The following is a 25,331-nucleotide window of genomic DNA, read 5'->3' as shown; positions in this document are numbered from 1 at the left end:
TTAACTAACAGAGACTTCTGAAAAATTCAAAAGGTCATTTCCGTGGAAACGGGGATCCAGTGATATGAAATAGATTCCCGCTTTAGCGAGAATGACAGTCAATACGAAATATATTTTACAGAATTAACTAACATTAATTATGGGAGTAATTCTAAAATGAAAGAGACAAAAAATTACTCCCACCAGTTAACAATAGAAAACTTAGAAGATTTCAAATTAGCTTTAGCGTTTTCGATTGCCTGACTACTGTAATAAAAATAAGAATTCCCGGTTGATTGGATATCAGCTTTCTGACCAACGATGATAGTTGCACCAAAAACGCCACCGTTGCCGACAATTTTGGTAACGATAGTAGAATTCCCATAGACAATAATGACACCCTTATAAGTAAATTGACCAGACATTGTGAGGTTACCATTGATGACCAAAATTCCACTACCTTCGGCGGTACCGGAGAAATGAACATCACCGGTAACATAAGTAACTTTTGGTTCAGAATAAGTACCAAGGATAGTCCCAGTAGTGTACGTTCCAGTCGGCAGAGTTATATCAGCGGCAAAGATAATACTTTGAGATAGCTCGAGCCAGTCAGTGTTGTCATCAACTGTACTGACACTTGGAGTGCCGCCTGCTCCTTTTATTTCTTTAGAAATTTTTGGTTTGAGGACATCAACGACATACGCACTATCTACGGGATCATCGACAGTAACACCCGGCAACGGAGAACCCGGACCTGAAGTGCCGTCAATATTATGGTCGTTTCCATCAATCTCAACATTTCCATTTAGGTTTAATGATAAGTTATCAGAAGAAACGTAAAGAGAGGAGTGAATAGGAGGGAAAGGAATAGGATCCCGTTTAGCATTTACAATTGTCTGATGAATTTTATCATCATAGTATCCGGCTGAGGTAATAATTAAAGCAGAATCGGGACCGGTAATAGAAATGTTAAAAGTGCCATCGAACAAAGGGTTGTTGTTGAAAGAACCGGAAAGGGATTTATTGCGCCTAAGTTTTTCAAGGTAAATTTCAACGCCGCTATTTGCGATTAATCGTGCTTCCGTAGTTTTAAATTGTTCGATGGTAGCGTCCAACCCATCTCTTGAATTAGCATCAAGCCTGATAATAAGGAAAGATGTAATTAAAGAAAACCCCAAAACGATAATAAGTGTACCTTTGCCCATTATAAATTCCTCGGATTAATTGTCATTTCCCAATAAGTGAACGGATATTTATTATCAACAGGATAAATAGATTCGATCCACAATTCGGTTTTAATATATTTTATTTTAGCTAAATCAGAAGTAATAACATGTACAGAATCAAAAAATGAAAACTTTGCATCAATAAGACCTAAGGTTGGTCCTGAAGACGAATCTTCATTTATTATCCTCATCAGTAAAATGTCATTAGATTTTTCCGTCAATTCAGCTTGTGTAGAATCAGAGATAAGATAAGTAACAATATCATCAATGCCATCGCGATCGATATCGGCATGAAAAGAAATTTTTGGATTCGGCAGTAATTAAAGGATTTGCAGAATAGTTATACCCAATTTTTCTCTGATCATAGCTTAACATCTCAGCTAAAGTTTTAGCGTTTTGCTGAATTTGCAGATTTGCATCAGAGCTTGAACTCGTAGAAGATTGAAAGACACTAAAATTTATCATCAAGAAGAGAATAATTCCGCCAATCACGACCGAGCCTAAAATATCTAATATTGTAGTCATAATTATTTTAATGTAAAAATGAAAGATAATTTAATGTCACCGCGCATATACTCACTGCTGACTGTGACTTCGACTTTTTTATAAAAGGTCTGGTAATTAGTCTTGGTAGAAGGATTATCACCATCAACATAAAAAACTTTACAAGAAACTGAATAATTTTCGACGTGAGGTGCATCAACTTCTCTAGTAAGATTATTAAAGTCATCCACGTCATTATAATAGGGGTACTTTTCAGTGGAACTTGGACCGAGGCTATAATATGGTGTTAGACTTTTGGGGTTTGTTGTCGGGAAACTAACTGTAGCGGCGTCAAAAGCTTTCTGTTTGATTTCTTCGATAAGATCATCAGCAAGAGAAAAAGCAGTGAGATAGACTTTATTTTCGACCTCAACGGTTGTATTCTCAAGAGCAATTTCATTAAATCTTAATGAGGTAAATGCTAATAGAGCTAAAGCACCGATTGTAAGAAAAGTTTGAACTGACATAAGCGATCGAGTTTTTAATGATAAAAATATTTATTGAAGAGATAGTCAAATCGTATGCCTACAATAAAAATTTATAAAGAAGTTAAAAAAGAATAAAAATTCAGAAGATTAGGAGAGGGAAGACAAATGTGACGACAAATTTGTCAGGGAAGGAAAATCAGACTTAAGGATTAAAGTTTTTAAGTTTGCGTTGGACAGTTCTTTCACTAACTCCGAGAGTAATTGCTGCACGAGTAGTGTCACCATTAAAATAATTAACGATATTTTTACGTGCTTACTTACAGCCTGGTCAATAGAAATTAATTCACAGAGTTATTTTTGGTTTCAAATGAGAACAACGTTTGCGGCAGTTCTAATGTTGAAATCATTTCGTTGTTGTTTGTTTCAGCCACAGCCTTGAAGATCAGGTTTTCCAATTCACGAATGTTACCCGGGAAGTTATAACTTTGAAGCAACAAAAGAATTTCGTCATTTATACCGGAGACAGACTTGTCAAATTTTTTATTAGCCAGACTAATAAAGTAAGAAACAAGAAGAGGAATATCCTGTAAGCGATTACGCAGGGGGGGCATTTTGATTGAAGCACGGTTAAGCCTGTAATAAAGATCAGCACGGAAATCATTAGATTTAATAGAGGATATCAAATCCTTATTGGTAGCGGCAATAATTCTTAAATTTAGTTTGATCGGGCTGGTGCTTCCGACCCTGAATATTTCATTGTATTGAATAACACGTAATAGCTTTCCCTGCATTTCCATAGAAAGTTCACCGATTTCATCAAGAAAAATTGTCCCCTTATCAGCAGATTCAAAATAACCAATTCTGAATTTATCAGCGCCGGTAAAAGAGCCCTTTTCGTGCCCGAATAATTCAGATTCAAAAAGAGAGGGTGTAATTGAAGCAATGTTTACGGTAACAAAAGGACCATTTGCTCGCGGGGATAAATCGTGAATTTTTTTTGCAATTAAATCTTTACCCGTGCCGGTTTCACCGGTTAACAAAATTGTTTCATTTGTGGGAGCAAAAACTTCTATCATCCTAAAAATTTTAAAAACTGTTAAATTATTTGAGATGATATTCGAAAAATTATCAGGAACAGCAGGTAAAAGAATGTCGGAATTAAAAGTTTCTTTTTCAACCAGAAGCAAGCGATGTTCAAGTGCTCTTTTGATAGTAAGCAGTAAACGATTTGTATCAGGCGGTTTAACGATATAATCATAAGCACCAATTTGTATGGCTTTGAAAGCAAGAGAATAAGAATCGTGAGCTGTAATCATTATTACAGGGATATGAGGATGGGTTAAAAAAATATTTTCGAGAAGAGTAATTCCGTTGAAATCAGGGAATGAAATATCGAGCAGGATTAAATCAACTTTATTATTATTTATAATGTTAAGAACGTTTTGCGGATTTGTTTCCGTGAGGACATTAGAAAAACCTTCCTGAATCAAAATTCTTTTTATAGTTCTTAAAAGGATAATTCATCATCTATAACCAAAATTGTAAAAGATTGCATAATTACTGCTCAAAGTTAATTTGAATTATAGTACCCTTATCTATTTCGCTTTCGATTTGAATATTACCGTTTGCACTTTCGATAATATTCCTTGATATAGAAAGGCCCAAACCTGTACCACTGCCAGAAGGTTTTGTCGAAAAGAAAGGATCGAATACGAACCTAAGATTATCTTTGCTGATCCCGCAGCCATTGTCAATTATCCTGATTGATTTCATCCCGGCACTATTGATCAGTTCCTCATAAATTATGCTGCCACCCTTGTCGGGGAGTGAGTCGACAGAATTTATAGTTAAATTAATAAAAACCTGCATCAGTTTTTGTTTATCAAATTTGATCGTAAAATTATTTAAAAGCTGTTCAGAGACAGCAGCTTTTTTTCCGGTTTAAGTATGGATTGAGTATTCGGACTGAATATCTGAAAATATCAACCGGTTGAAAAGTTTCCAGTGTCTGCTTTACTGTCGCCACGTGCGAATTGCCGAAGTTCATTTATTATTTTAGTAATTCTATCGGATCCTTCTTTTAAATCAGAAAGTAAAGTAACGAATTCGGTTTTGAAAAGAGCAAAGTCCATTTTGCCAATTTTAAAATCAGGATTAGCTGAGCGGTACTGGTCGAGGAGCAGGCATTATTTCGTCGAAGCGATCTTTAATATAAGACAGGTTTAAGGAAATGAAAGAGTTTGGATTATTTATTTCGTGAGCTATACCACTAACCATTAAACCGAGAGAAGCTAATCTTTCTGCCTGCTGTAATTGAAGGTTATGATCAATTAATTCGTTCTCTTTTAACCTTTTCGGTTATGTCGGTAATTCTGATCAACAGCAGAGGTTTGTTTTTCAGAGATATACCTATGCATTCAATATCAAGATCAAGCAAAACATTATTTACAGAATCCACCTGCATTTGAATGTAAGTTTCTTTGAAGGCAGATCAACAGTGTCAATTAAATCACTAAGCGGTTTGTTTGTCAGTCTGTCAAGTTTTTAGTAAGAAATTATTTTCATCAAAATCTTCAATGGAGACATTAAATAAATCGGAAAATTTTTTATTTACGAAGATACAATTCAACTTATAATTTAATAAGATAAAGCATCTTCAGAAGCCAGCAAAATTGATCTATAAAGTTCTTCGCTGTCGCGCAGGCTTTTTCAATAATATGTTTTTCATTTATCTCATTAATTATTTTTTCCTGCAATTGGAAATGCTGGATAAGCAGAGCAGCGATATTTCCAAATTCATCCTTTTTGGAAATTAGAGATTTGAGTAATGCCGGATCATTTGTCGTAAGACTTAAAGAGATTTTGTTAAAAGGTTTATTGATGAAAAAGAAAAAGAAAACTATTAAGAAGATTAAGATGACAGAAGAGAAAAGAATGCTTTCCAATATGTGCTTGCTGAAGTAATCATGAGCTAATTTCGCCAGAGGATTATTAATTTTAGAATGACCGGGCAATTGGCACACCTGAAAGATTCAATAAATTTTCGGAAGCAGTTATAGTAAATTCATCCGTTGAATTGGTATCTAGATCAGAAGTTCTTCCACATTTTCCGAGATGGATACCTCCCCGGAGTTCAAATCAGAAGCTGCGAGAGAAAATTTTTATCCCACAATTTGCTGACGATGAGATAACCAACAGGAGCCGAGAGCCGCTAGAGTCTTCGAATTGAATAGGTGCAGTTCGAATCTCAATTAGTCCTGAATTTGACTTAATGAAGAAGTGATTAAAAGGGGAACGACTTAATTCAGGTTCGAGATCGAGCTGATTTAAAAGCAAGTTATTGAGTGAGTGGTCATTCAAGTTATTTACAGAATAAACCTGGTGAAAATGAGAATCAAATAACCAAACCGCACAAGAGTTAAATGTTTCGAGTACATCATCAACATTTATTGAAGCCCAGGCAGTATCCGGCTGATTTAAGAAATCAATCATTTCATTCCAGTAGGAATAATCATAGGCAAAGACCTCAAGATTTTTCCCGGTGATAGACAAGGATTTAAGAAATCGAGCACGTTCATCTTTGATAGATTGAAAAATGATTTCGTTTATACTTAATTTTTGTGATTCGTATTGGTAGAAAGCGGCGAGGAGGAATGCAACGGTAATTAATACAAGAAAAAATAGGACTTTGGTTTGAATTGACTTAAACATTACTTACAACCATTCCAATCAAAAGGGGGAAGACGAAATCGAAGATAAAAAATAATTGCAAAGATAATCTTATGTACATCGGTGATTTCTTTGATAAGATGAAAAGAAATTAAAATTATTTGTCTGAAAGTTAATTCACAATAGTTTAATGACATAATCAAATAAGTGTTTTTGAAAGAGCATCATGCTCGCGGTGCGGAGTAGGCTCCCAGCCCCTGTCCAAAGGAGAGGGAAGGAGAAAAGAAGGAGTTTTGTTTGCGGCTGCGTCTATAAATTTAACAAATGACTAATGGGTTTTATGAATAGCCATCAACCTGAAAGAGGGTATCGTCAATTAAAACTTTACTGCTTTCAAGATTGATCTGATATTTTTTATTTAGCAAAGAAAGAATTTCTTGGTACGCTAAATCCGGTTCTGTTGAGTCTGATAGATGAAGTTCGGTTGTCATTTTAACACTTTCTTCTACAATTTTGTCTTTTTTCAATTTTTCAAAAAGCCATATTTGCGTTACTCATCAATTCATCATTTGTGATTCTACAAAATGTAATTCCATATTTTTCTAAATACGTTTGCCTGTAAATATCATATTCTTTTTGATCAGGTTCATCATGAATGCTTCCATCTAATTCAATTGCAAGTTTTAGTTCCGGACAGTAGAAATCTATAACGTAATGATCAACCGAGTATTGGCGAAGAAATCTTTCTCTCATTTGTCTTTTCCGCAAATACATCCAGACAAGTTTCGCGCAGTAAGTCATATTAGTGCGGAGTTGTCTGCGGCGAGCTTTCATTTCTATTCTATTGTAGTGTTTGGTCATCTCAGTCCCTTTCGAACCCATCCCTCGCCCTTCCCTTTACAAAGGGAAGGGAATCCTGCATTTTGCAATGCACTTTCCCTTTACTAAAGTCGAAGATCCCGTATTCGGGAGGAAGGACGGGTTAGGGTTCTGCTTTTTCCTTCTTCAGTTCTATTATGGCATAGCCACAAGTAGTTCAATTCAATTATTCCGATATGCAGCAGAACATCATTCCACTGCGTCGAATGTCCTGCGAGACCTTGAGCAGCCCCGCCTTCTTGCGGGGTCAATTCTAATATGGCATAGCCACAGGTAGTTCGATTAAAAGTTCGCCACCTTTTCAGTAACGATCCAGATCTCACCGCGTCTCAATTCTATTATAGTTCGATTAAAAGCAGGAGTTATTATGTTTACACCAACAATAGTTGCGTCTCAATTCTATTATAGTTCGATTAAAAGCCGGAGTAAACTCCATAAATGGGATGCCTATAATGGGGTCTCAATTCTATTATAGTTCGATTAAAAGCCAACTAATGTTGAACTAAATTACATCACTTTATAGTCTCAATTCTATTATAGTTCGATTAAAAATGAAAATAAAATATGAATATGAAGTCGGGGATTAGTCTCAATTCTAATATAGCTCGATTATCCCGCTAATGCAGGATGACTTCATTTCACTGCGTCGAATGTCCTGCGAGACCTTGAGTAGCCCCGCCTTCTTGCGGGGTCAATTCTATTATGGCATAGCCACAGGTAGTTCGATTAAAAGAGGATTACAGAAGTTCCTAATTGACCACAATGACAAGTCTCAATTCTATTATAGTTCGATTAAAAGCTTCCTACCTAACATATACCTTGAAGCCTCATCACGTCTCAATTCTATTATAGTTCGATTAAAAATGAAAATAAAATATGAATATGAAGTCGGGGATTAGTCTCAATTCTAATATAGCTCGATTATCCCGCTACTGCAGGATGACTTCTTTTCACTGCGTCGAATGTCCTGCGAGACCTTGGAGCAGCCCCGCCTCCTTGCGGGGTCAATTCTAATATGGCATAGCCACAGGTAGTTCGATTAAAAGCAGGAAACCTAAAGTATGCACAATTACCTCATCAAGGGTCTCAATTCTATTATAGTTCGATTAAAAGCGAAAGCGGGTTCACTCCGATAGTTACCGAGATGAAAAGTCTCAATTCTATTATAGTTCGATTATACCGCTGATGCAGGATGTCTTCATTTCATTTTGTCGAATGTCCTGCGAGACCTTGAGCAGCCCCGCCTCCTTGCGGGGTCAATTCTATTATGGCATAGCCACAAGTAGTTCAATTCAATTACTCCGATATGCAGCAGAACATGATTTCACTGCGTCGAATGTCCTGCGAGATCTTGAGCAGCCCCGCCTCCTTGCGGGGTCAATTCTAATATGGCATAGCCACAGGTAGTTCGATTAAAAGTTCGCCACCTTTTCAGTAACGATCCAGATCTCACCGCGTCTCAATTCTATTATAGTTCGATTAAAAGCAGGAGTTATTATGTTTACACCAACAATAGTTGCGTCTCAATTCTATTATAGTTCGATTAAAAGCCGGAGTAAACTCCATAAATGGGATGCCTATAATGGGGTCTCAATTCTATTATAGTTCGATTAAAAGCCAACTAATGTTGAACTAAATTACATCACTTTATAGTCTCAATTCTATTATAGTTCGATTAAAAGAACAAATTGAACAACCCAGTAGTTACGCAAATCAGTCTCAATTCTATTATAGTTCGATTAAAAGAGGCAATTACAAATCCGCTATGCACTATGACTGCAAGTCTCAATTCTATTATAGTTCGATTATCCCGCTAATGCAGGATGACTTCTTTTCACTGCGTCGAATGTCCTGCGAGACCTTGAGCAGCCCCGCCTCCTTGCGGGGTCAATTCTATTATAGTTCGATTAAAAGGGTAAAGAAATGAAAATACAATATGAAGTTGGGGAGTCTCAATTCTATTATAGTTCGATTAAAAGAGTACAGAGATATTGAAATACCACTGTACAAAATTGGTCTCAATTCTATTATAGTTCGATTAAAAGAGCATAAGCCGACGATAAATATGCTCAGAAAGGAGTCTCAATTCTATTATAGTTCGATTAAAAGGTACGATCGGCAAATGTTCCTTCGCAATTCCATTACGGTCTCAATTCTATTATAGTTCGATTAAAAGTAATTCTAAGAGGTCTTTAATCTTGTTGCGGTTTTAATTCTATTATAGTTCGATTAAAAGTTTCCGGCATCTGTTTAATTATCGCCGGAGTTTGGAGGTTTCAATTCTATTATAGTTCGATTAAAAGTCAAGTCAACAACTGATATTGCGTTTGCTTTCATAGAGTCTCAATTCTATTATAGTTCGATTAAAAGTTGGCAATGATGACCATGAACCAATAAAAGCAAGTAAGTCTCAATTCTATTATAGTTCGATTATCCCGCTAATGCAGGATGACTTCTTTTCACTGCGTCGAATGTCCTGCGAGACCTTGAGCAGCCCCGCCTCCTTGCGGGGTCAATTCTATTATAGTTCGATTAAAAGTCACATAAAAGAAAGGACTCACTATGAGTACCAAAGTCTCAATTCTATTATAGTTCGATTAAAAGAGATTTTTGATTATTTTAAGTTTCCCATTGATATGTCTCAATTCTATTATAGTTCGATTAAAAGGAATTATACTTATCTCAAACTCAAACCAAAAAAACGTCTCAATTCTATTATAGTTCGATTAAAAGTTGGCAATGATGACCATGAACCAATAAAAGCAAGTAAGTCTCAATTCTATTATAGTTCGATTATCCCGCTAATGCAGGATGACTTCTTTTCACTGCGTCGAATGTCCTGCGAGACCTTGAGCAGCCCCGCCTCCTTGCGGGGTCAATTCTATTATGGCATAGCCACAGGTAGCTCGATTATCCCGCTAATGCAGGATGACTTCATTTCACTGCGTCGAATGTCCTGCGAGACCTTGAGCAGCCCCGCCTCCTTGCGGGGTCAATTCTATTATAGTTCGATTAAAAGTTATGGAAAATAAACCAAGTGGTAAAGCAATATGTCTCAATTCTATTATAGTTCGATTAAAAGGCCTAGATATTATGGTGCATATAGAGTGAGTTTCCTTCAGTCTCAATTCTATTATTGCATAGCCAAGATTAGTTCGATTAATCAATGCTGCTAAATACGTAACACCTTACGGGCTGCTTATTTCGTTTCAATTCTATTATAGCCTGATTACTTTCTGTCTTGAGACAACAATCCGTAGTTAATATGATTAAATTTACAAAATATTCTTTAATAACAGTATTATTTGTCTGAGAAATGGGATTGAGATAAGAAGTACAGGAACCAGTAGTTGAGTTGGATGGTATTAAATTATTTATTTTCAACTGGTATATACTTCTTATCACCGGCAGGTAGTTATTATTTAAATCAGATTCACTTTTTAACAATCTTACCTCCTTTTCCTTTGTAGCAACAGCGATAATTATAGGCACTACTATTTCGTCTACTACTTTACCTATCTCCGCACCTGTTTTTGCTCCCCTTTTACCGTCTATGGCTTTTCCTATTTCTTTCCCAATTATTTGGAATATCATTTTTATCTCCTTTTATTTAATTATAATATGTTTAGCTATGAAATTGATGATCTTAACAACGATGGTTCCGTCTATTTTCAAGAGTTAACCTCCTTTCTATATTTAACTTTACTAATTGTTCTTATTTCTTCCTTGTAACTTCTCTAATGATCGTAACTACAGCGATAATAATCGTGAACCAGTTCATTTTATACCTCCTTTCATTTTTTATTTGCTTTTTCTATTATCTCTATCACTATGGGACCTGCCGCAGCAATTATTGCAACTGCGATTTTTATTACGTTCCACATACTTTTACTCCTTTATAAATTATTGAATTTTCTTACAACTGAAATTTTCAAAATGAATAATGGACTTAAAAAAAGAACAACGTTGTGGAAACATTGTGGTTGCAATTTCTCTGATGCTTGGTGTACATAGATAGATATATTAGAGTTGTGAAGAGCCTAAGGAGATTTGCACTGTGTGGGGTTTATTTTCTGCATAAAAAAACCCGATTGATATTTTACACTATCGGGTCATTTCTAATATGGCATTGCCACAATTAATTCAATTAAAGTTTCAAAAAATTAAAATTCAAAAGTCTTCGTAGCAAAGCGGAGATCCCGATAGGCACTTGCCGTGTCGGGGCAATTCTATTATAGTTCGATTAAAAGCCAATTAACAAAAAATGAGGCTGATCTGCTTATGGAGTCTCAATTCTATTATAGTTCGATTAAAAGCCCTGAACAGAAGTTCTATGAGAAGCCGATGTTGTCTCAATTCTATTATAGTTCGATTAAAAGAAACGGTAAGTATATAGGAGAACACTTCATTTATGGTCTCAATTCTATTATGGCATAGCCACAGGTAGTTCGATTATCCCGCTAATGCAGGATGACTTCATTTCACTGCGTCGAATGTCCTGCGAGACCTTGAGCAGCCCCGCCTTCTTGCGGGGTCAATTCTATTATGGCATAGCCACAGGTAGTTTGATTAAAAGAACAATGTTCGTTCATCTGGTCTTGGGACTGTTTTGTCTCAATTCTATTATAGTTCGATTAAAAGTATCAAACATTTAATTTATCACATTATTATATAGTCTCAATTCTATTATAGTTCGATTAAAAGTTATTTAAGATGAAACTACTAGTTATATCAAATCAGTCTCAATTCTATTATGGCATAGCCACAGGTAGTTCGATTATCCCGCTAATGCAGGATGACTTCTTTTTACTGCGTCGAATGTCCTGCGAGACCTTGAGCAGCCCCGCCTTCTTGCGGGGTCAATTCTATTATAGTTCGATTAAAACCCCATGTACAAGCAAGAACGCCAGTTCCTGTTGTGTATTTCAATTCTATAATAGTTCGATTAAAACTGATAAGACTGCAAACAATCGGGACTTTCTAATAACATTTCAATTCTATAATAGTTCGATTAAAACGCGCCTCGGCGGAGGCTGATGACAGATCCGGAGAATATTTCAATTCTATAATAGTTCGATTAAAACCGTTTGACGGTGAGGACTTAGGTGCTACTTATGATGAATTTCAATTCTATAATAGTTCGATTAAAACGTTGCAAACAATGCCGCTAATTTTAAGAGAATATAATTTCAATTCTATAATAGTTCGATTAAAACGTGGTTAGAGCCTTACACTACTCGTGATGTAGCAACATTTCAATTCTATAATAGTTCGATTAAAACTCAAAACGGAATTTTATTGATCAAAAGGTTGAAAGCATTTCAATTCTATAATAGTTCGATTAAAACCAAAGTGACCAGAATACCTGCAACAAAGTTAAACATATTTCAATTCTATAATAGTTCGATTAAAACACTAACGGTGCTTATATTTTGTTTATTCTTTTACATATTTCAATTCTATAATAGTTCGATTAAAACCACCTGACTGGATTACTAAGAGAAGAAAAGATATTAATTTCAATTCTATAATAGTTCGATTAAAACTGACTATTGCACCAGCAGCAGTGACCCAGCTATGATATTTCAATTCTATAATAGTTCGATTAAAACGACCATAAGCATAAGCGGCGAATATGTCCCTAATTTATTTCAATTCTATAATAGTTCGATTAAAACTATCGGGTGAAACGTGAACCCTTGCCCGATATATTTCATTTCAATTCTATAATAGTTCGATTAAAACGAATTTAAGCCAAAATCAAGCCGTCGGTAATAATGTAATTTCAATTCTATAATAGTTCGATTAAAACGTAATGGGCAAAGCCTTTAGCAGATCACAATCGCAAAATTTCAATTCTATAATAGTTCGATTAAAACACATAACAACTCATTACCGGATTGCTGCCAAGCTAATTTCAATTCTATAATAGTTCGATTAAAACTAAAGCACTGGAAGCACTGAAAAAGAATTTCAGAATTTCAATTCTATAATAGTTCGATTAAAACAGTACGTGACACGAAGTACAAAGACAGTCCACGTTCATTTCAATTCTATAATAGTTCGATTAAAACGCAATGCCACTATTTAGTGAAACAAGAAAAGACAAATTTCAATTCTATAATAGTTCGATTAAAACGACTTTGATTTTGACTTAAATTCATAACTTTTATTTATTTCAATTCTATAATAGTTCGATTAAAACAACCGTAATTTTGCCCCCAAACGCACACAGATGCGTCATTTCAATTCTATAATAGTTCGATTAAAACAAGCGATGGAGCATATCGCTTCATATTCACCTTGCATTTCAATTCTATAATAGTTCGATTAAAACTAATTATTATGCACGTGATAACATATAATATCCTTTCATTTCAATTCTATAATAGTTCGATTAAAACTTGATTAAACTCTTCACAAATCCCCAGCCAACGCCACATTTCAATTCTATAATAGTTCGATTAAAACCACAAATTCAATGAACCATTGTCGCATAGATTCCGGATTTCAATTCTATAATAGTTCGATTAAAACTCTACTCCTGTTAAGGTCATATAACAACCCACCAGTATTTCAATTCTATAATAGTTCGATTAAAACCATCCTTCACAGCTAACTTATTTTTATTTGATGAAATTTCAATTCTATAATAGTTCGATTAAAACGAGTATGAATTTAAACATAATTACATACTTGTCTAATTTCAATTCTATAATAGTTCGATTAAAACTTTTGCCCGAACTATCACAAATTACCAGCTAAATACATTTCAATTCTATAATAGTTCGATTAAAACGAATTATCAGAAAAAGAAGTACAAGAGCTAAACGTGATTTCAATTCTATAATAGTTCGATTAAAACCAAAATTGGGTATGTCAAGAGAATATGCAAACATTGATTTCAATTCTATAATAGTTCGATTAAAACGCGGCGGCGAATATCCCTATCTCCACAAGATGAGAAATTTCAATTCTATAATAGTTCGATTAAAACGAGATGTAGAAGGGATAGTAATCCCTTTCAAACTTATTTCAATTCTATAATAGTTCGATTAAAACATAAGCAATGGGAAACTAAGAAGATCAAAGCATTAGATTTCAATTCTATAATAGTTCGATTAAAACGAGGTGACAGGCAGCGCAGTTATAGCAAACGTAAACATTTCAATTCTATAATAGTTCGATTAAAACTGTTTTATTTAGAAGAATATCGAACGTTTTGTCTCTATTTCAATTCTATAATAGTTCGATTAAAACAAGAATTGAAACTCTCGGCGCGAATCGTTGACGTATTTCAATTCTATAATAGTTCGATTAAAACGTATTGACAAACAAGCTGAAGCAGAAAAGAAGATGCATTTCAATTCTATAATAGTTCGATTAAAACCAATTCACTAATTGTATTACTGAAACTACCTGAATTATTTCAATTCTATAATAGTTCGATTAAAACCAACTAATAGCTACTTTATTCATTGATAACTTAAGAATTTCAATTCTATAATAGTTCGATTAAAACAAAGATTTGAATGCCACAGAAGCGGCTAAAAGAGCATTTCAATTCTATAATAGTTCGATTAAAACAACTCCGTAATTTACTTGCAAAGATACCGCAGAAAGATTTCAATTCTATAATAGTTCGATTAAAACGCTAAAACCTCCTTATGTCTGTCTGGCAATTTATCATATTTCAATTCTATAATAGTTCGATTAAAACTTCCTTGCTTTGGTTTCATAAGCATTTTTAGAAATATTTCAATCTATAATAGTTCGATTAAAACAAGCTCCGCAAGCCTTTCCGTCTTTTAGTTAATATTATTTCAATTCTATAATAGTTCGATTAAAACTGCCCCAAAATAAGCCTTTTTAAATCATATTCAACGCATTTCTTTTACTTAGCGTTGTCGAAGTGTAATTGTGTAAAAACATAGGGGGTCCGACAACTGACACGGATTTCATTGATTTTCACGGAATATTTAGATGAATGTATCGGTGTCATTTCTTTCAGCCCCAAGTACTTTACGTTCGGTGTAATTTCTCGAATCAAAAGTATAATAATGACACAGTCTTTTCTTTGTTTATAATATCTTTTATCCCTTATAATCGTTTCGAAAGTAGATTCTGTAACTTCTCCTTCAAATACAGAGTTCTGAACCCAAATTAAAATCGTCTCAAAAATTTTAAGAGTTTTTGCTCCTCTTTTGGTGCTGCATCATATACTATTATTGTGTACATCATTATTCCTTTTTTAACCATCTGCATTGATTGCATTGAATATTAATCCGTGTTAATCTGTGAAATCCGTGTCTACCACCAGATTTTAAATGGTTTATATTCCTTTTCACCAAGAATATATTTAATTAATTATAACATTCTAACCTGATCAGGTGTCTATAACTTACTGATCTTTAAGGTTCCGGTGCTTTATTGTTGTTTTAAGTTTTTCGTCATATTCCTTAACAAATATTTTCGACCCTCTTCGTTTAAGTGACAGAAATTTGCTTCTTAGTAAAATGTTTTTCCTGTATTTGTTTTTATTTAAAAGAAAATATTAGTCTGTCCGATAAAAGTGGTTTGAATATTTCGGCTATATCTAAGGAAAGTGAAAAACCTTCTATCACCAGGTTCGTGCAAATAGCTTATCAATGGATTGAGCTGTGTTTTGTAAATTTCACTTAGTGCCGTTGTGTAAACTAATGCGTTACCAAATGAAATTAGAGCATTGATTGGATTAGTAGGTGGGTGTTTTCCCTTTTCTGAAACTGAATATCTTCATTCACTATCAAGTTCCACGATTTGTAGTAAGTTGATTTTATGTTACCCTCAACCCCATCAACTCCGCAACAGATAGGCAGGAATCTATTTTGCTTATCTGATCATTAATAATTTCTATGAATACACTCATATCTTTTTCACGTGCATTATGGTATTGCAGTGTTTTTATAACATTGTCCGCTGCCCCTTCGACAAACTTACGGGCAATGTCTGTTCTTCGTAATGGATCTTGATAGGCTTCTACCTGATTGACTAAAAGTCTGCCGGATACAAAAGGTTCACGCGGATAAAATGAACCTGTGTAGTAGCCGTAATAGTTAAATAGGTGAAGTGTTATTTGATTTTGTGCTATATAATTTAGAAACTTCGTGTTGAATCTCATTTCACTGAAACAGTATATGGCTTCAATATCTTCAACAGGAATCGGTTTACGCGGAAGTCTTTTCGGCTCTTGCTCTTCTACTTCTTTTATTGCAGTTTCGCTTAGACTTTCATCAGTTACTTCTATTTCCTCCTGATCGGGTTGCTCGGTCTCTTCCGGCTCACCTGCTTCACCTGACTCGAAGTAGATTGTGTTTGCCTTGCGGATTAGTTTTCCGCTACTGAATATGTAATAGTTCCTAGACACGGATTACACGGATTTTCACAGATTATTTATAAAATTACTCTTTTGTGTTTCATCGAATCTTCTCCAAAATTTACTAATAATCCTAATCGCAATTTTGATAATGCTAAATAATTTAATGTTTGTTTTAAATGTGAACTTGTTAGTGTTTCAATAGCTTTTGCTTCTAATATTATTTTATCAAATACTACAAAATCAGCATTATATTTTCGTGGTAAAACAATTCCTTTGTATTCAATATTGAATTCTTTTCTCTTGGAAGGTTCCTTTCAATTTAAATTCTATTTCCAACGCATCTTTATAAACGATTTCATTAAATCCTTTTCCAAGATTTTTATGAACTTCCATACAGCAGCCAATAATTTGATAAGTTAAATCTTCATCTAATAATTGCATTGTACATCCGTGAAAATCTGTGTAATCCGTGTCAAATAATTCTTTTATCCATCAGTGAAAATCTGTGTAATCCGTGTCTAGACATAGCAAAGATCATAATAACTACAATTTTTACAAAACGGTTTATTTATTACGCCAGGCGGAATGCGTAAAGCCAAAATATTTTTAATATCGTTTTTAATTTTATTTAATTGCATTCTGTCGGCATCAGTCAATTCAACTTTAATTTTTTGTCGAAGCTTTGGGTAATCAATTTCACCTGTTACGCAATCAACTCCTTTTTCCTCGAGAACACTAATATAATACTTTACCTGCCAGATGTGAGTTTCCTCCATCTTATCGCTTTTTTTTACTTCGTGAATAGTCTTTGTTTTACCATCATAAAAATCCAGAACAATATCATCAATTTGAATTTCGTGTTCCTCTCGTTTATAAGTGGATTCTGAAATGAACTTACCAACGGCAACGGTGTCACTGTTGTGCTCCATATCTATTCTGTGTGTAAACATCCACAACTTACGATGGCAAATAAAATAATAATGTATTTGTGTCCCGGTCATATTGAGCACGAATTATTAATTGATATTTGGAACAATCCGCATTTTCCTTAGACACGGATTGCACTGATTTACAGGATTATTTTAATTGGTTTTCGTAATCATAAGTAAGCATCATTTCTTTTAATTTTGCTTCGGCGTTTTCAAGTGCGTTCTGTTCGCCTCCGGCGCCTGCTATGTATCCATTGCACGGTAGGGTAACAAATACATCTGTTCCCGCATTCCTATCAATAACCGGTTTAGCGCTTCTTTCTCTTTCTTCATTTAATTCCGCCCTTATAGAAGCGGCTAATTTATTTGCATTATCACTTATTGAAACTGCTAATGTTTCCATCAAACTAAATGTTCTTGATTGATTACTTGTTATTCTCCAGTTTATTAAACCACTTGCAATCGCATCAATAATCTTTTCTCTCTTTTCTCTTGGACAAACTAAACATTCTCCAAAACTATTCTTTCTGGTTTTCCAATGATTTGTTTTAAGTTTCTCTATTTTTTCTAAAGTTAATTCTGGTTCGTGTTGATTTGTTGAGATACAAAAGCAAAGTCCTCAAATCGATAACAGCATCAAAAACGAATAATCCGGTAGCTCTTGTATTATCAGGTATCCAGTTTCTTCTGGGTAAGGTCCTTTTGTTTTCAGAAAGGAATTCTGAGATTTCATTCTCAGATAATATTTTACCTGTCGCATCTTTTACAATAACTGGATGGACGTTAGGATTACTACTTCTATCAAAGGTAAGATTCTCTTTCTGATTTTCTAATCCGCCAAGAAGGGGTGTAAAGGTCTTAATGCGGAAATTGAAAAGGGCTCCTTCTTTTTAGCGATGTTTCACCAGTTTGTGCTTTCATCCATCCTCCTAAGAGTTGATCCGTATAAATAGGGTCGCAAGGCGACCACGGTTCTTTATTGGAAAGACCGTTATCCTTTGTGATTTCATAGTTGAACGTAATTGGTGCTTGCGCTTCTCCTAATGATTCTAAGATTGCATCAAGTATAGAGCGTTTTACCTGCCCACTTGAGTACGCGCATCGTACTCCAAACTGTTGATCGTAGTAAGATTTTGTCCGTCTTGGACACAGAAAACGGTATGTTCTGAATAATGACCAGACTTTTAAGGAAATAAAGTTTTTCATCTGATCTCTCCTTTATGATTTTATATTGTTTAAATAAGCATATTTGAACTTGACCAATGTAAGAAAATAAGGATACTTATCGGCTTGCATTTTATCCATTTCGTCAACAAGGGAATCGAAGAACTCACCCTGCAATGGATTGTCTTTAAGTACTTCAATTAGGTTTTCTATGAACAATTTTCTTGTTGAAGATTCAAGAAGCTTTTCTACATTATTGAATGATGTCTTTTTGCCACGAGCAGAATGGACACATATTCCTGAAGAATTTTCGCGGTTTCTTCGGCAGCTTGAATGGTTGTTTTGTTTTTAACATTGCTAATACCCATGATAAATAAATGTTATAGTTGATTATGCTTTTTTTTCATCGTTTTAATTTTAGGATAAACTGGTTCCTTATTTCTTTGCGGGAAGTATTCACGTAAAGCTTTTAGTTAATTTCTTGTAGCCCTATTATTCCGCTTTGTAAAGCAGTTCGGAATGCAAACTGTGTGTTATATACTTCGTCTATTGCTTTTTGCCAACACCTTTTAGCTCACCGAAAAGGTAATCATACATCTCAATTTCACGCTTTATTTCTGGTAGGTTAATTTGAATAAAACCGACAGTGGTATTTGTTTTACTCAAACTATAAATATGAACGTTCATTTTTTCATTTGGGAATTTTCTTGCAAGAGCAAAGAGAACTTTTATCCAACCTTGGGTTTCAATTTTACTGACACTCTTATCAAGTTTAAATGGTGGAACGAATAATGCCTTTTGATAATTTGCATTCCTTAAAGCAAACGTTAACCAGTGCCCGTTCCATGTTTCAATCTGGTTTCCTTTCAAGTTGGGTGTATCATTAACCAACTCTCTGTATTTTTGCCAACCTTCATAGAGTAATTTAATTATCTCCTCTTTTTCAAAAAGAATTACGAACCCACCTTCAACTCGAACACCTAACCCAACTCCAATCCATGATGCATATATTTCTTCTTGACTCAAGGGTAAATTAAAGCTTGTCATTTGTCCAGAAGTAGTTGCTTCAAGGTCAGAACTTCCCGCTACCAATGAATTGCTTGTATTCGGAACGCCACTTTCGATATTTTTTATAATCGCTTCAATTCTTTTAGTGCGTTCTTCGAGTGTGGGATATTTTTTCTTCTCCCATGAAATTTTAGGATTTTCTAATGGTGTATTCCCTCCTTAACAAATATTTTTGCTCATCAAAAAAAAAGCGGAATGAATACTTCTTTCCAAAATTCTTTGACGCACCGTTTCTTTTTTGCATTCTGATTTGTCAACGCAACTAATTTCTTTCCTATAATGGATGCATACATTCTTTTCTCCTTCTTTATAAAAAATTCTCTGTTTCTTTTAAGCTTAATCCCTTTTCGCTATCGTATAATTCATCTGGAATCACAAAAGGCCAGGAGCCGCAAGTAAGTTGTCCTTTACTTTTGGAAAAATTTATTAAATGTAGTTTTTACTGTGATAGGTATCTCCATTCGTATCCGTTCTTCATTTCTTGCTTTGTTATAACTCTCCTTATCACCTTCAACTATACAACAAGCTGAATCTATGTCAAGAGTTTCCAACAAAACTGATTTTGGATAATCGCATAATTTCTGAATTCTTAAGCCATTCTCTCCAAGAATACAATGAGATTTGATTGAACCAATATCAATTTGCGGATAAACATGATCTATTATTTTTGAATACTATTTTCTTTTAACACTGAATCGTCAGGCAATTCATCAAAACTCTTTTTCACAATCTCATGGTTATATGGTTTTGAATCGTTACTATTTTCAGAAGGTTTTATTATATAGACAGTTTTTAGTCTTCCTATGGTGTTTTCATTCCTTCTCCTATTCACTCTGCCGAAGCGCTGAATCATGCTATCCAACGGTGCGGCATCAGTAATCAAAATATCAAAACTTATATCTAAACTAATCTCAACAACTTGTGTAGCAACTACAATGCATGGTCCTACTTTCGCGTCAAAATCACTTTTAATTTTATCTTCAATTTTTTGCTCTATCCGTTCTTTTATATCTGCTGTGTAAAAGCATTTGGGAATATTTGGATAAAGTTTTTCCAGTTTTCAAATATTGTTTGCGCTCTATTAACCCGGTTTACAACAACCAATACCTTTTCTTTTTGCTTTATTCCTTTGTCAATGATCTCAAATACAGCGTCATCATTTTCAATCTTGTAAATAAAATGTCTATTGTAAGTTTCTAATTGGTTCTCATCCAACTCAACTTTGTAAACATTTTTTCTCCACCCAATAAATCATAAATTAAATTTCTCAACGCGGTAGGCATTGTAGCGGTTCCGACATGTATACGGCAGTTCAAATACAAAAGTGTTCTGATTACCTCATAAACCAGAGCCATTGAAGTATAATTGTATGAATGTATTTCATCAAGAATTATATCGTTTCCTTGTAAGTCAAGAGCAGTAGCTTCATATCCTTTGGTTCTTAAACAACGGAAGCAATTTGAAAAGGTGTGAGTACTTTATAGAAGCGCTGGTAAGTGATTGTAATGCTTTTTCTTCTTTAACTTCGTTATTTGTTAGCACCAACCTGCTCGATGCGTGTAATAATCTTACATCGTCATTTGGACATCTTCTTTAATTCTTTTACACATTGCGTTTATTGCGGCTTGAAACGGAAGAGTATAAAAGATTCTTCCCTCTGCAACTTAATTAGAAAATCCGTTTTACCTGCTCCAGTTGGCGCTGTAACTAATGTATGCAATCTTTTATCTTGAACATCTATCGTTGATAAATGATAGAGTTCACTTCTTCTCGTACTGTTAAAAAAGAAATCCAGATTTGGCTCTAGAAATATGTTAGCAGATTGTTCTTCAGTGCATTCTACTAAAGCAGAAGCAAAATGATCTGCAGCATTTAATAACCCTCTCCATTTAGACCATTCAAAATTTGTGTGCTCACAATAGTCCAAGAGATAATCAAACGCCTGCCGAACTTCATTTAAAGTTAATTCTCGTGTTGCGTATCCGAAATGCTCGATAATAGCATCAGCATCTATACTCCACTCATTCCAATTCTCTGAGTGTCTTTCAAAAATTATATCTTCACCGTATCCCTCAACCAAATCAATTATTCCTCTACCGTTTGATGATTGAGTTAACGACTTGATTGATTTGTGATGTCCAATGATCATTTCAATTAAATAATCCCATTCATTTTGGGGAAACGAAGGAAGGAATAGCAAAGATGAAATTTCATGCCGCAAAGGAATTTCTGTTCTTTGTTCAATCAGGTCAATTTTATCATTAATAAGTTTTTCTTGAAACGAAGGATGTGCTTTGCCAAGATCATGCAACACTGCACCTTTCCGGGCTATATCGATATTAAGATTTACTTTTGCGGCTATTTTTCGATTGCATCTACTACATATTCAGTATGTTCCATAAGCGAAGTCCCGCCGTTTCTTAAACTTTTAGCAAGAAGTGTCTTCGTCTGGGTAATCATTCTTCAGCTTCAATTCTTGTCGGGTTTCCATGAATTTCAATTTTACCATACATAGGCTCTGCAATATTGAAACGATTGTAACCCACGGTAAATGAATCTTCACTTTCACCAAAGATCAGTTCAAATCCATCAATCAAATCAAATTCTTTTCATTTACTTCTACAATTTCTTCACTTGGTAATAAAACATCCTCATTACGGCAAAGACAAACATGTTGCATTGCTGCTCGTTGAGCATCATTAATATTATTAAAAGCTAAATACAATACCGGGTTTATCATCACTCCTCGTTTCAGTATAGATTTAGAGCGCGAAACAATTTTCTTTTTTACGGTAAATGCTTTTGGTTGAATCTGTTCTTGCTGCGTTGAAATAGAGCTATAAGAAAGGCGGTGTCTAATGATTTTTTGAATCCCGGTGTTTTTGTTTATGCCATCCAATAACTCTGGAAATAATTTTAATTCAATTCCTTTAACAATCGAGGGAGTTAAAAACTGTTGACTAAAAGTTTCCCCGTCTCTCACAGCAGTCCATGGCTTTATAAAACCAAACGGACCGGAATATTTTACCAAATAATATTTTATATCTTTCATAATAATGCTCCAAAGCCGCAGCCTGTTGAATGCCCAACACCGACATTCCAGGCAAACCGTATTGCTTCCGGGTGCCTTCAATTATCACGGGGCAAAAATTAACTCGGTTATAAATCCCATTTATCCTAACTAGTTTCGTCTTCGGATTAGAATAATTTTTATCAAATGAAATTTTTTATATCATCACTTATGTTAGCACACTTTAATTTTTTCTTTAATGTTTCCGTTAAATAAAAACTGGTTCCTTCATCTTTATAAGTGAGATGGATTGCTTTTTTATTCTCATCATATTTTCTAACAAGTACCGGGCTCGCTAAAGTAAATTTTTCATTTGAACTAAAAAAGTGGCGTGTCTTGCATTTGAATTTCTTTAACAACCATACCGCAGCAAACATCTGGATCTTTTGTAGCATTCGTAATTAATTGTTTGCCAATTTCTTCATCCCAAAAACTTATAAACCATTTTGCGCCATTGGTATAGCTGAATCCATCCTTAATCATTTTGCCGCCTTGTAACCAGCTTAACGAATAAAGACTAATTTCATCATGGATTTCATTCCATCCTATCCACTTGTGAAAAGTGCCGATTAAAAAGTTTTGGTAATCAAAAGGAACTGTTTGAGTATTCTCAGTTAAACTAAAATGTAATCTCATTTCATCTCCAATTAATTTTTAATCTGTGTAAATCTGTGTAATCAGTGTCTGGTTGATTCATATTCTTCCAGCGCCATTGTTTCAACTTTATTCTTTAATTCTGCTGGCAGTATTACCCTTTCGTAATATTTCCCGTCTTTACCTTTTTCGTCAGGCGAGGCTACAAATTTACCTTTGCTTCCATCAACAATACTAAATCCCTTAATGATAATTCCATCATCAGTTTCGATGTCAAAAAAAGCAAGTTTCTTACCGCCTTTTTCATTGCTGAGTTTATTTAAGTGTAATATTTTCATTTGAACCTCTGAATTATTTTGTTTTGAATCTGTTATTTAAAAATTTCTAATATTATACTGCTTCTGCCAATCCAAAACCCATAGAATTTTTTTCTCCAAAGCCGCATTCATAACCAACTTTAATTAATTCGGGATCACCTTCAATTGTGAATGGGGCTTGAATCCCTATTACGTCAACCGGAAATCTGCCATTTTCATTTATAGTTATTTTTTTTGTGACCCTTCTGTGCTTTTGAACGTACTCTCCATCCCATTCCAATTTGCAGTATTCGTTCAAAGTCTGATTTCTGTTTAACAATCCTTTTTTATTTAATAGATTTTTTGTCAGTACTCTACTCATATCCTCTATATCATCAGGGCGCAAGTAATATTGCTGCATTTTGCCATTATGTTCTACCAGAGTTGATAAAATTATTGGAGATAGCAGGACGAATTTCATTTTAGAGGAGAAGGATATTTCGGGAAGAATTTCAGCAGTGATAATTCTAAATGTAATTGTCTGATCTTTGTCAGTTATATCAATCACTTTGTTTTCGAAAGTACCAATTACAAAATTTTTTAATGAAGGTATCAATAAGCGGGGAGGAGACATAAGTTTAATCTTTGGTGATTTTAAGATAAGATGATTCCTCTTTTAATTCAATCTTTTCGAATCTTAGTGCAAACGTGAAGAGTTTATATTTTTTACCATCAACTTTAAATCCTCTGTCGTGCAAGAATTCTGAAAACTCTGGAGATCCAAATTGCAACAAACTATAAATTGCTGAGCTTAACTGATAATTGTAGTTAATTGGAATTGAGCTATTTATATCACAATCTAAATGAAGCACCAATCTCACAAGAACCCTTCGATAAAAAATAAATTTAATTTATTTATTATATCACTACCCTTACAATTCCAAATAATGAAGGGAGTACGATTTATTATTGTAAAAATTCAACGAGTACTTTATAAACCTTGTTCAAATTAAGAAAATGAATTGATAAAGTCCAATAATTCTTTATTCAAAAATTGAAATATCTTTATTGCCAAATCGAGGATAATATCATCTTCTTGCCTGAAATAAACTTACCTGCCAATAATCTATAGAAATAAATTCCTGAGCTTAATTCTAAATTGTAAATTATTCATTGTTCATTCCTTCGCCGTCTCGTCTTTCTCCCACACCTGTCATGCAGTAATTCCATTTGTCTTACGCTATTCATACGCTATTTATACGCTAAAGATACGCTTTGATAATACCTCTTTCCTGCTTATATTTATATGTGAGTTCTATTAAGTCTTTAATTTGAGGTATTTAAAATGGCAATTGTAACCAAACGCATACTGGGTGATTATCATGGAAAAATCGGTGACGAAATGTTCAAGATGCGTTATGGAAGACAATTTTGTTATCCAGCCCCTTCAAAACACAAGATGAGTAATTCTGCGGCTTTCAAAAATGAGCAGAGTAAGTTTGGTTTGACAGTATGTTTTGCTAAAATTATTAATAGCGTTAAAGAACTTTCAGATGTCTGGCGTGGTGCTCGCGTCCCCGGTGTGAATTGTTACCAAAAAATAATTAAAAACAATCTTGCCTATGCCAGGAAGGATAGTCTGACATTATCCAATATTATTACTCCGGCTGGAAACGATTACGCAACTGTCAGCGATATCACTTTTGGAAATAACTCTATAACATTTTTAGCAAAGTTGAAGGGTGGTGCAAGTATAGACTTTTTCAAGCAGCCGCATAAGTTTTTTGCAATTCTATTTCTTTATGAACCAAAGCTGCCGGACACAAGCCCGTATGTTTTAATCACATATCAAAAAGAATTTAATGCACAATCATCCGGTACTTTTGAAGTCGAGTTAGGGGGTAACACTGCTCCGATTAGCCAATATAATAAAGGGGTATTATTTACTGCGGCTGTTTTACTTCAGGCTGACAACAAAAAAAATTATTGGACGAGTACATTTGCTATCGAATTATCGTTATAAATTAATGACTGAAGTTCCGTGCGGTCTTGAATGATGATTGTTATAACCGCGAAAGTGGGTATCCTTTGTACTAAAATAAGCGGAAGATGAATTCGTGTCCCAATG

General features: G+C 34.4%; 26 protein-coding genes, 4 pseudogenes and 5 CRISPR repeat arrays. Of the genes and pseudogenes, 2 read left to right on the top strand and 28 right to left on the bottom strand.

Annotated elements, in window-relative coordinates:
• Positions 1-173 precede the first annotated feature (173 nt).
• The 23 genes and pseudogenes from IPH11_10745 to IPH11_10635 all read right to left on the bottom strand — a co-directional run bounded on the left by IPH11_10745 (position 174) and on the right by IPH11_10635 (position 20,458).
• A complete protein-coding gene (locus IPH11_10745) occupies positions 174-1,184 on the bottom strand; it encodes a hypothetical protein (protein ID MBK6914091.1) in 1,011 nt (336 codons plus the stop codon).
• Positions 1,184-1,396: a hypothetical protein gene (locus IPH11_10740; protein ID MBK6914090.1), complete on the bottom strand. Its 213-nt coding sequence runs from the start codon at positions 1,394-1,396 to the stop codon at positions 1,184-1,186. Before IPH11_10740 ends, IPH11_10745 begins: the two co-directional genes overlap by 1 nt.
• A 73-nt stretch (positions 1,397-1,469) precedes the next feature.
• On the bottom strand, positions 1,470-1,730 hold the full coding sequence (locus tag IPH11_10735; protein ID MBK6914089.1) for a hypothetical protein: 261 nt from the start codon (positions 1,728-1,730) through the stop codon (positions 1,470-1,472).
• Positions 1,731-1,732: 2 nt separating this feature from the next.
• On the bottom strand, positions 1,733-2,215 hold the full coding sequence (locus tag IPH11_10730; protein ID MBK6914088.1) for a hypothetical protein: 483 nt from the start codon (positions 2,213-2,215) through the stop codon (positions 1,733-1,735).
• A 163-nt stretch (positions 2,216-2,378) separates the two neighbouring features.
• Positions 2,379-2,477: a hypothetical protein gene (locus tag IPH11_10725; protein ID MBK6914087.1), complete on the bottom strand. Its 99-nt coding sequence runs from the start codon at positions 2,475-2,477 to the stop codon at positions 2,379-2,381.
• Between the two features lie 37 nt (positions 2,478-2,514).
• Positions 2,515-3,666, bottom strand: coding sequence for a sigma-54-dependent Fis family transcriptional regulator (locus IPH11_10720; GenBank protein ID MBK6914086.1), 1,152 nt, complete (start codon positions 3,664-3,666; stop codon positions 2,515-2,517).
• 67 nt (positions 3,667-3,733) lie between these two features.
• Positions 3,734-4,045, bottom strand: a complete 312-nt coding sequence (locus tag IPH11_10715; protein MBK6914085.1) for a HAMP domain-containing histidine kinase — start codon at positions 4,043-4,045, stop codon at positions 3,734-3,736.
• Between the two features lie 113 nt (positions 4,046-4,158).
• The gene (locus tag IPH11_10710) at positions 4,159-4,308 is read right to left on the bottom strand and encodes a hypothetical protein (GenBank protein MBK6914084.1); all 150 of its coding nucleotides are present in this window, start codon (positions 4,306-4,308) and stop codon (positions 4,159-4,161) included.
• A 498-nt stretch (positions 4,309-4,806) separates the two neighbouring features.
• Entirely contained in the window at positions 4,807-5,190 is a 384-nt protein-coding gene (locus tag IPH11_10705; protein MBK6914083.1) for a hypothetical protein, read from the bottom strand.
• Positions 5,191-5,314: 124 nt separating this feature from the next.
• A complete protein-coding gene (locus IPH11_10700; GenBank protein MBK6914082.1) occupies positions 5,315-5,887 on the bottom strand; it encodes a hypothetical protein in 573 nt (190 codons plus the stop codon).
• 296 nt (positions 5,888-6,183) lie between these two features.
• On the bottom strand, positions 6,184-6,372 hold the full coding sequence (locus IPH11_10695; GenBank protein MBK6914081.1) for a hypothetical protein: 189 nt from the start codon (positions 6,370-6,372) through the stop codon (positions 6,184-6,186).
• Positions 6,373-6,376: 4 nt separating this feature from the next.
• Positions 6,377-6,706, bottom strand: a complete 330-nt coding sequence (locus IPH11_10690) for a DUF559 domain-containing protein (GenBank protein ID MBK6914080.1) — start codon at positions 6,704-6,706, stop codon at positions 6,377-6,379.
• Between the two features lie 83 nt (positions 6,707-6,789).
• Entirely contained in the window at positions 6,790-6,975 is a 186-nt protein-coding gene (locus IPH11_10685) for a hypothetical protein (protein ID MBK6914079.1), read from the bottom strand.
• A gap of 8 nt (positions 6,976-6,983) precedes the next feature.
• A CRISPR array of direct repeats spans positions 6,984-7,339; the repeat unit is 29 nt; unit sequence GTCTCAATTCTATTATAGTTCGATTAAAA.
• Between the two features lie 774 nt (positions 7,340-8,113).
• A CRISPR array of direct repeats spans positions 8,114-8,536; the repeat unit is 30 nt; unit sequence GTCTCAATTCTATTATAGTTCGATTAAAAG.
• A 75-nt stretch (positions 8,537-8,611) separates the two neighbouring features.
• A CRISPR array of direct repeats spans positions 8,612-9,161; the repeat unit is 27 nt; unit sequence TCAATTCTATTATAGTTCGATTAAAAG.
• Between the two features lie 72 nt (positions 9,162-9,233).
• Positions 9,234-9,524: direct repeats of the CRISPR family, unit length 30 nt; unit sequence GTCTCAATTCTATTATAGTTCGATTAAAAG.
• Positions 9,525-9,883: 359 nt separating this feature from the next.
• Positions 9,884-10,318 carry a hypothetical protein gene (locus IPH11_10680; protein MBK6914078.1) on the bottom strand — a complete coding sequence of 145 codons (435 nt, stop codon included), beginning with the start codon at positions 10,316-10,318 and terminating at the stop codon, positions 9,884-9,886.
• Positions 10,319-11,580: 1,262 nt separating this feature from the next.
• Positions 11,581-14,574: direct repeats of the CRISPR family, unit length 30 nt; unit sequence ATTTCAATTCTATAATAGTTCGATTAAAAC.
• Positions 14,575-14,618: 44 nt separating this feature from the next.
• Positions 14,619-14,906 (bottom strand): CRISPR-associated endonuclease Cas2, encoded by a 288-nt coding sequence (locus IPH11_10675; GenBank protein ID MBK6914077.1) that lies wholly within the window; start codon positions 14,904-14,906, stop codon positions 14,619-14,621.
• 128 nt (positions 14,907-15,034) lie between these two features.
• Positions 15,035-16,130: pseudogene (gene cas1b / locus IPH11_10670) on the bottom strand (type I-B CRISPR-associated endonuclease Cas1).
• A gap of 26 nt (positions 16,131-16,156) precedes the next feature.
• A pseudogene (locus IPH11_10665) lies at positions 16,157-16,523 on the bottom strand (GxxExxY protein).
• A gap of 77 nt (positions 16,524-16,600) precedes the next feature.
• Positions 16,601-17,083: a CRISPR-associated protein Cas4 gene (cas4, locus tag IPH11_10660; protein MBK6914076.1), complete on the bottom strand. Its 483-nt coding sequence runs from the start codon at positions 17,081-17,083 to the stop codon at positions 16,601-16,603.
• Positions 17,084-17,159: 76 nt separating this feature from the next.
• Positions 17,160-18,183: pseudogene (locus tag IPH11_10655) on the bottom strand (CRISPR-associated protein Cas7).
• A gap of 46 nt (positions 18,184-18,229) precedes the next feature.
• Positions 18,230-18,394, bottom strand: a complete 165-nt coding sequence (locus IPH11_10650) for a hypothetical protein (GenBank protein MBK6914075.1) — start codon at positions 18,392-18,394, stop codon at positions 18,230-18,232.
• A gap of 327 nt (positions 18,395-18,721) precedes the next feature.
• Entirely contained in the window at positions 18,722-19,222 is a 501-nt protein-coding gene (locus IPH11_10645; protein ID MBK6914074.1) for a hypothetical protein, read from the bottom strand.
• 682 nt (positions 19,223-19,904) lie between these two features.
• On the bottom strand, positions 19,905-20,126 hold the full coding sequence (locus tag IPH11_10640; protein MBK6914073.1) for a hypothetical protein: 222 nt from the start codon (positions 20,124-20,126) through the stop codon (positions 19,905-19,907).
• Positions 20,127-20,248: 122 nt separating this feature from the next.
• Complete coding sequence (locus IPH11_10635) at positions 20,249-20,458, bottom strand: hypothetical protein (GenBank protein ID MBK6914072.1); 210 nt, start codon at positions 20,456-20,458, stop codon at positions 20,249-20,251.
• Between the two features lie 244 nt (positions 20,459-20,702).
• On the opposite strand from IPH11_10635, the gene IPH11_10630 reads away from it, so the two are divergent.
• Positions 20,703-20,840 (top strand): hypothetical protein, encoded by a 138-nt coding sequence (locus IPH11_10630; protein MBK6914071.1) that lies wholly within the window; start codon positions 20,703-20,705, stop codon positions 20,838-20,840.
• A gap of 18 nt (positions 20,841-20,858) precedes the next feature.
• Here the strand turns inward: IPH11_10630 and IPH11_10625 are convergent, their stop codons facing one another.
• From IPH11_10625 to cas6, 5 genes and pseudogenes are all read right to left on the bottom strand, one after another.
• A complete protein-coding gene (locus IPH11_10625; GenBank protein MBK6914070.1) occupies positions 20,859-21,629 on the bottom strand; it encodes a CRISPR-associated endonuclease Cas3'' in 771 nt (256 codons plus the stop codon).
• Between the two features lie 70 nt (positions 21,630-21,699).
• Positions 21,700-22,295, bottom strand: a pseudogene (locus IPH11_10620) (hypothetical protein).
• A gap of 336 nt (positions 22,296-22,631) precedes the next feature.
• The gene (locus IPH11_10615; protein MBK6914069.1) at positions 22,632-22,949 is read right to left on the bottom strand and encodes a hypothetical protein; all 318 of its coding nucleotides are present in this window, start codon (positions 22,947-22,949) and stop codon (positions 22,632-22,634) included.
• A gap of 41 nt (positions 22,950-22,990) precedes the next feature.
• A complete protein-coding gene (locus IPH11_10610) occupies positions 22,991-23,245 on the bottom strand; it encodes a septation protein SpoVG family protein (GenBank protein ID MBK6914068.1) in 255 nt (84 codons plus the stop codon).
• 52 nt (positions 23,246-23,297) lie between these two features.
• Complete coding sequence (gene cas6 / locus IPH11_10605; GenBank protein MBK6914067.1) at positions 23,298-23,837, bottom strand: CRISPR-associated endoribonuclease Cas6; 540 nt, start codon at positions 23,835-23,837, stop codon at positions 23,298-23,300.
• Positions 23,838-24,548: 711 nt separating this feature from the next.
• On the opposite strand from cas6, the gene IPH11_10600 reads away from it, so the two are divergent.
• A complete protein-coding gene (locus IPH11_10600) occupies positions 24,549-25,226 on the top strand; it encodes a hypothetical protein (protein ID MBK6914066.1) in 678 nt (225 codons plus the stop codon).
• The last annotated feature ends 105 nt before the right edge of the window (positions 25,227-25,331 follow it).

This window comes from Ignavibacteriales bacterium (assembly GCA_016709155.1).
Classification (GTDB): Bacteria; Bacteroidota; Ignavibacteria; order Ignavibacteriales; family Ignavibacteriaceae; genus JADJEI01.
The sequence above is the reverse complement of the archived record's forward strand: the minus strand, read 5'-3'. Positions and strand labels throughout refer to the sequence as shown.

Coding starts and splice junctions, on each gene's coding strand:
- cas4 (MBK6914076.1), bottom strand. CDS start 17,083: ATGACCGGGACACAAATACATTATTATTTTATTTGCCATCGTAAGTTG.
- IPH11_10600 (MBK6914066.1), top strand. CDS start 24,549: ATGGCAATTGTAACCAAACGCATACTGGGTGATTATCATGGAAAAATC.
- cas6 (MBK6914067.1), bottom strand. CDS start 23,837: ATGTCTCCTCCCCGCTTATTGATACCTTCATTAAAAAATTTTGTAATT.
- IPH11_10700 (MBK6914082.1), bottom strand. CDS start 5,887: ATGTTTAAGTCAATTCAAACCAAAGTCCTATTTTTTCTTGTATTAATT.
- IPH11_10730 (MBK6914088.1), bottom strand. CDS start 2,215: ATGTCAGTTCAAACTTTTCTTACAATCGGTGCTTTAGCTCTATTAGCA.
- IPH11_10745 (MBK6914091.1), bottom strand. CDS start 1,184: ATGGGCAAAGGTACACTTATTATCGTTTTGGGGTTTTCTTTAATTACA.
- IPH11_10740 (MBK6914090.1), bottom strand. CDS start 1,396: ATGAGGATAATAAATGAAGATTCGTCTTCAGGACCAACCTTAGGTCTT.
- IPH11_10615 (MBK6914069.1), bottom strand. CDS start 22,949: ATGAGATTACATTTTAGTTTAACTGAGAATACTCAAACAGTTCCTTTT.
- IPH11_10710 (MBK6914084.1), bottom strand. CDS start 4,308: ATGGACTTTGCTCTTTTCAAAACCGAATTCGTTACTTTACTTTCTGAT.
- IPH11_10690 (MBK6914080.1), bottom strand. CDS start 6,706: ATGACCAAACACTACAATAGAATAGAAATGAAAGCTCGCCGCAGACAA.
- IPH11_10735 (MBK6914089.1), bottom strand. CDS start 1,730: ATGACTACAATATTAGATATTTTAGGCTCGGTCGTGATTGGCGGAATT.
- IPH11_10610 (MBK6914068.1), bottom strand. CDS start 23,245: ATGAAAATATTACACTTAAATAAACTCAGCAATGAAAAAGGCGGTAAG.
- IPH11_10715 (MBK6914085.1), bottom strand. CDS start 4,045: ATGCAGGTTTTTATTAATTTAACTATAAATTCTGTCGACTCACTCCCC.
- IPH11_10645 (MBK6914074.1), bottom strand. CDS start 19,222: ATGACAAGCTTTAATTTACCCTTGAGTCAAGAAGAAATATATGCATCA.
- IPH11_10680 (MBK6914078.1), bottom strand. CDS start 10,318: ATGATATTCCAAATAATTGGGAAAGAAATAGGAAAAGCCATAGACGGT.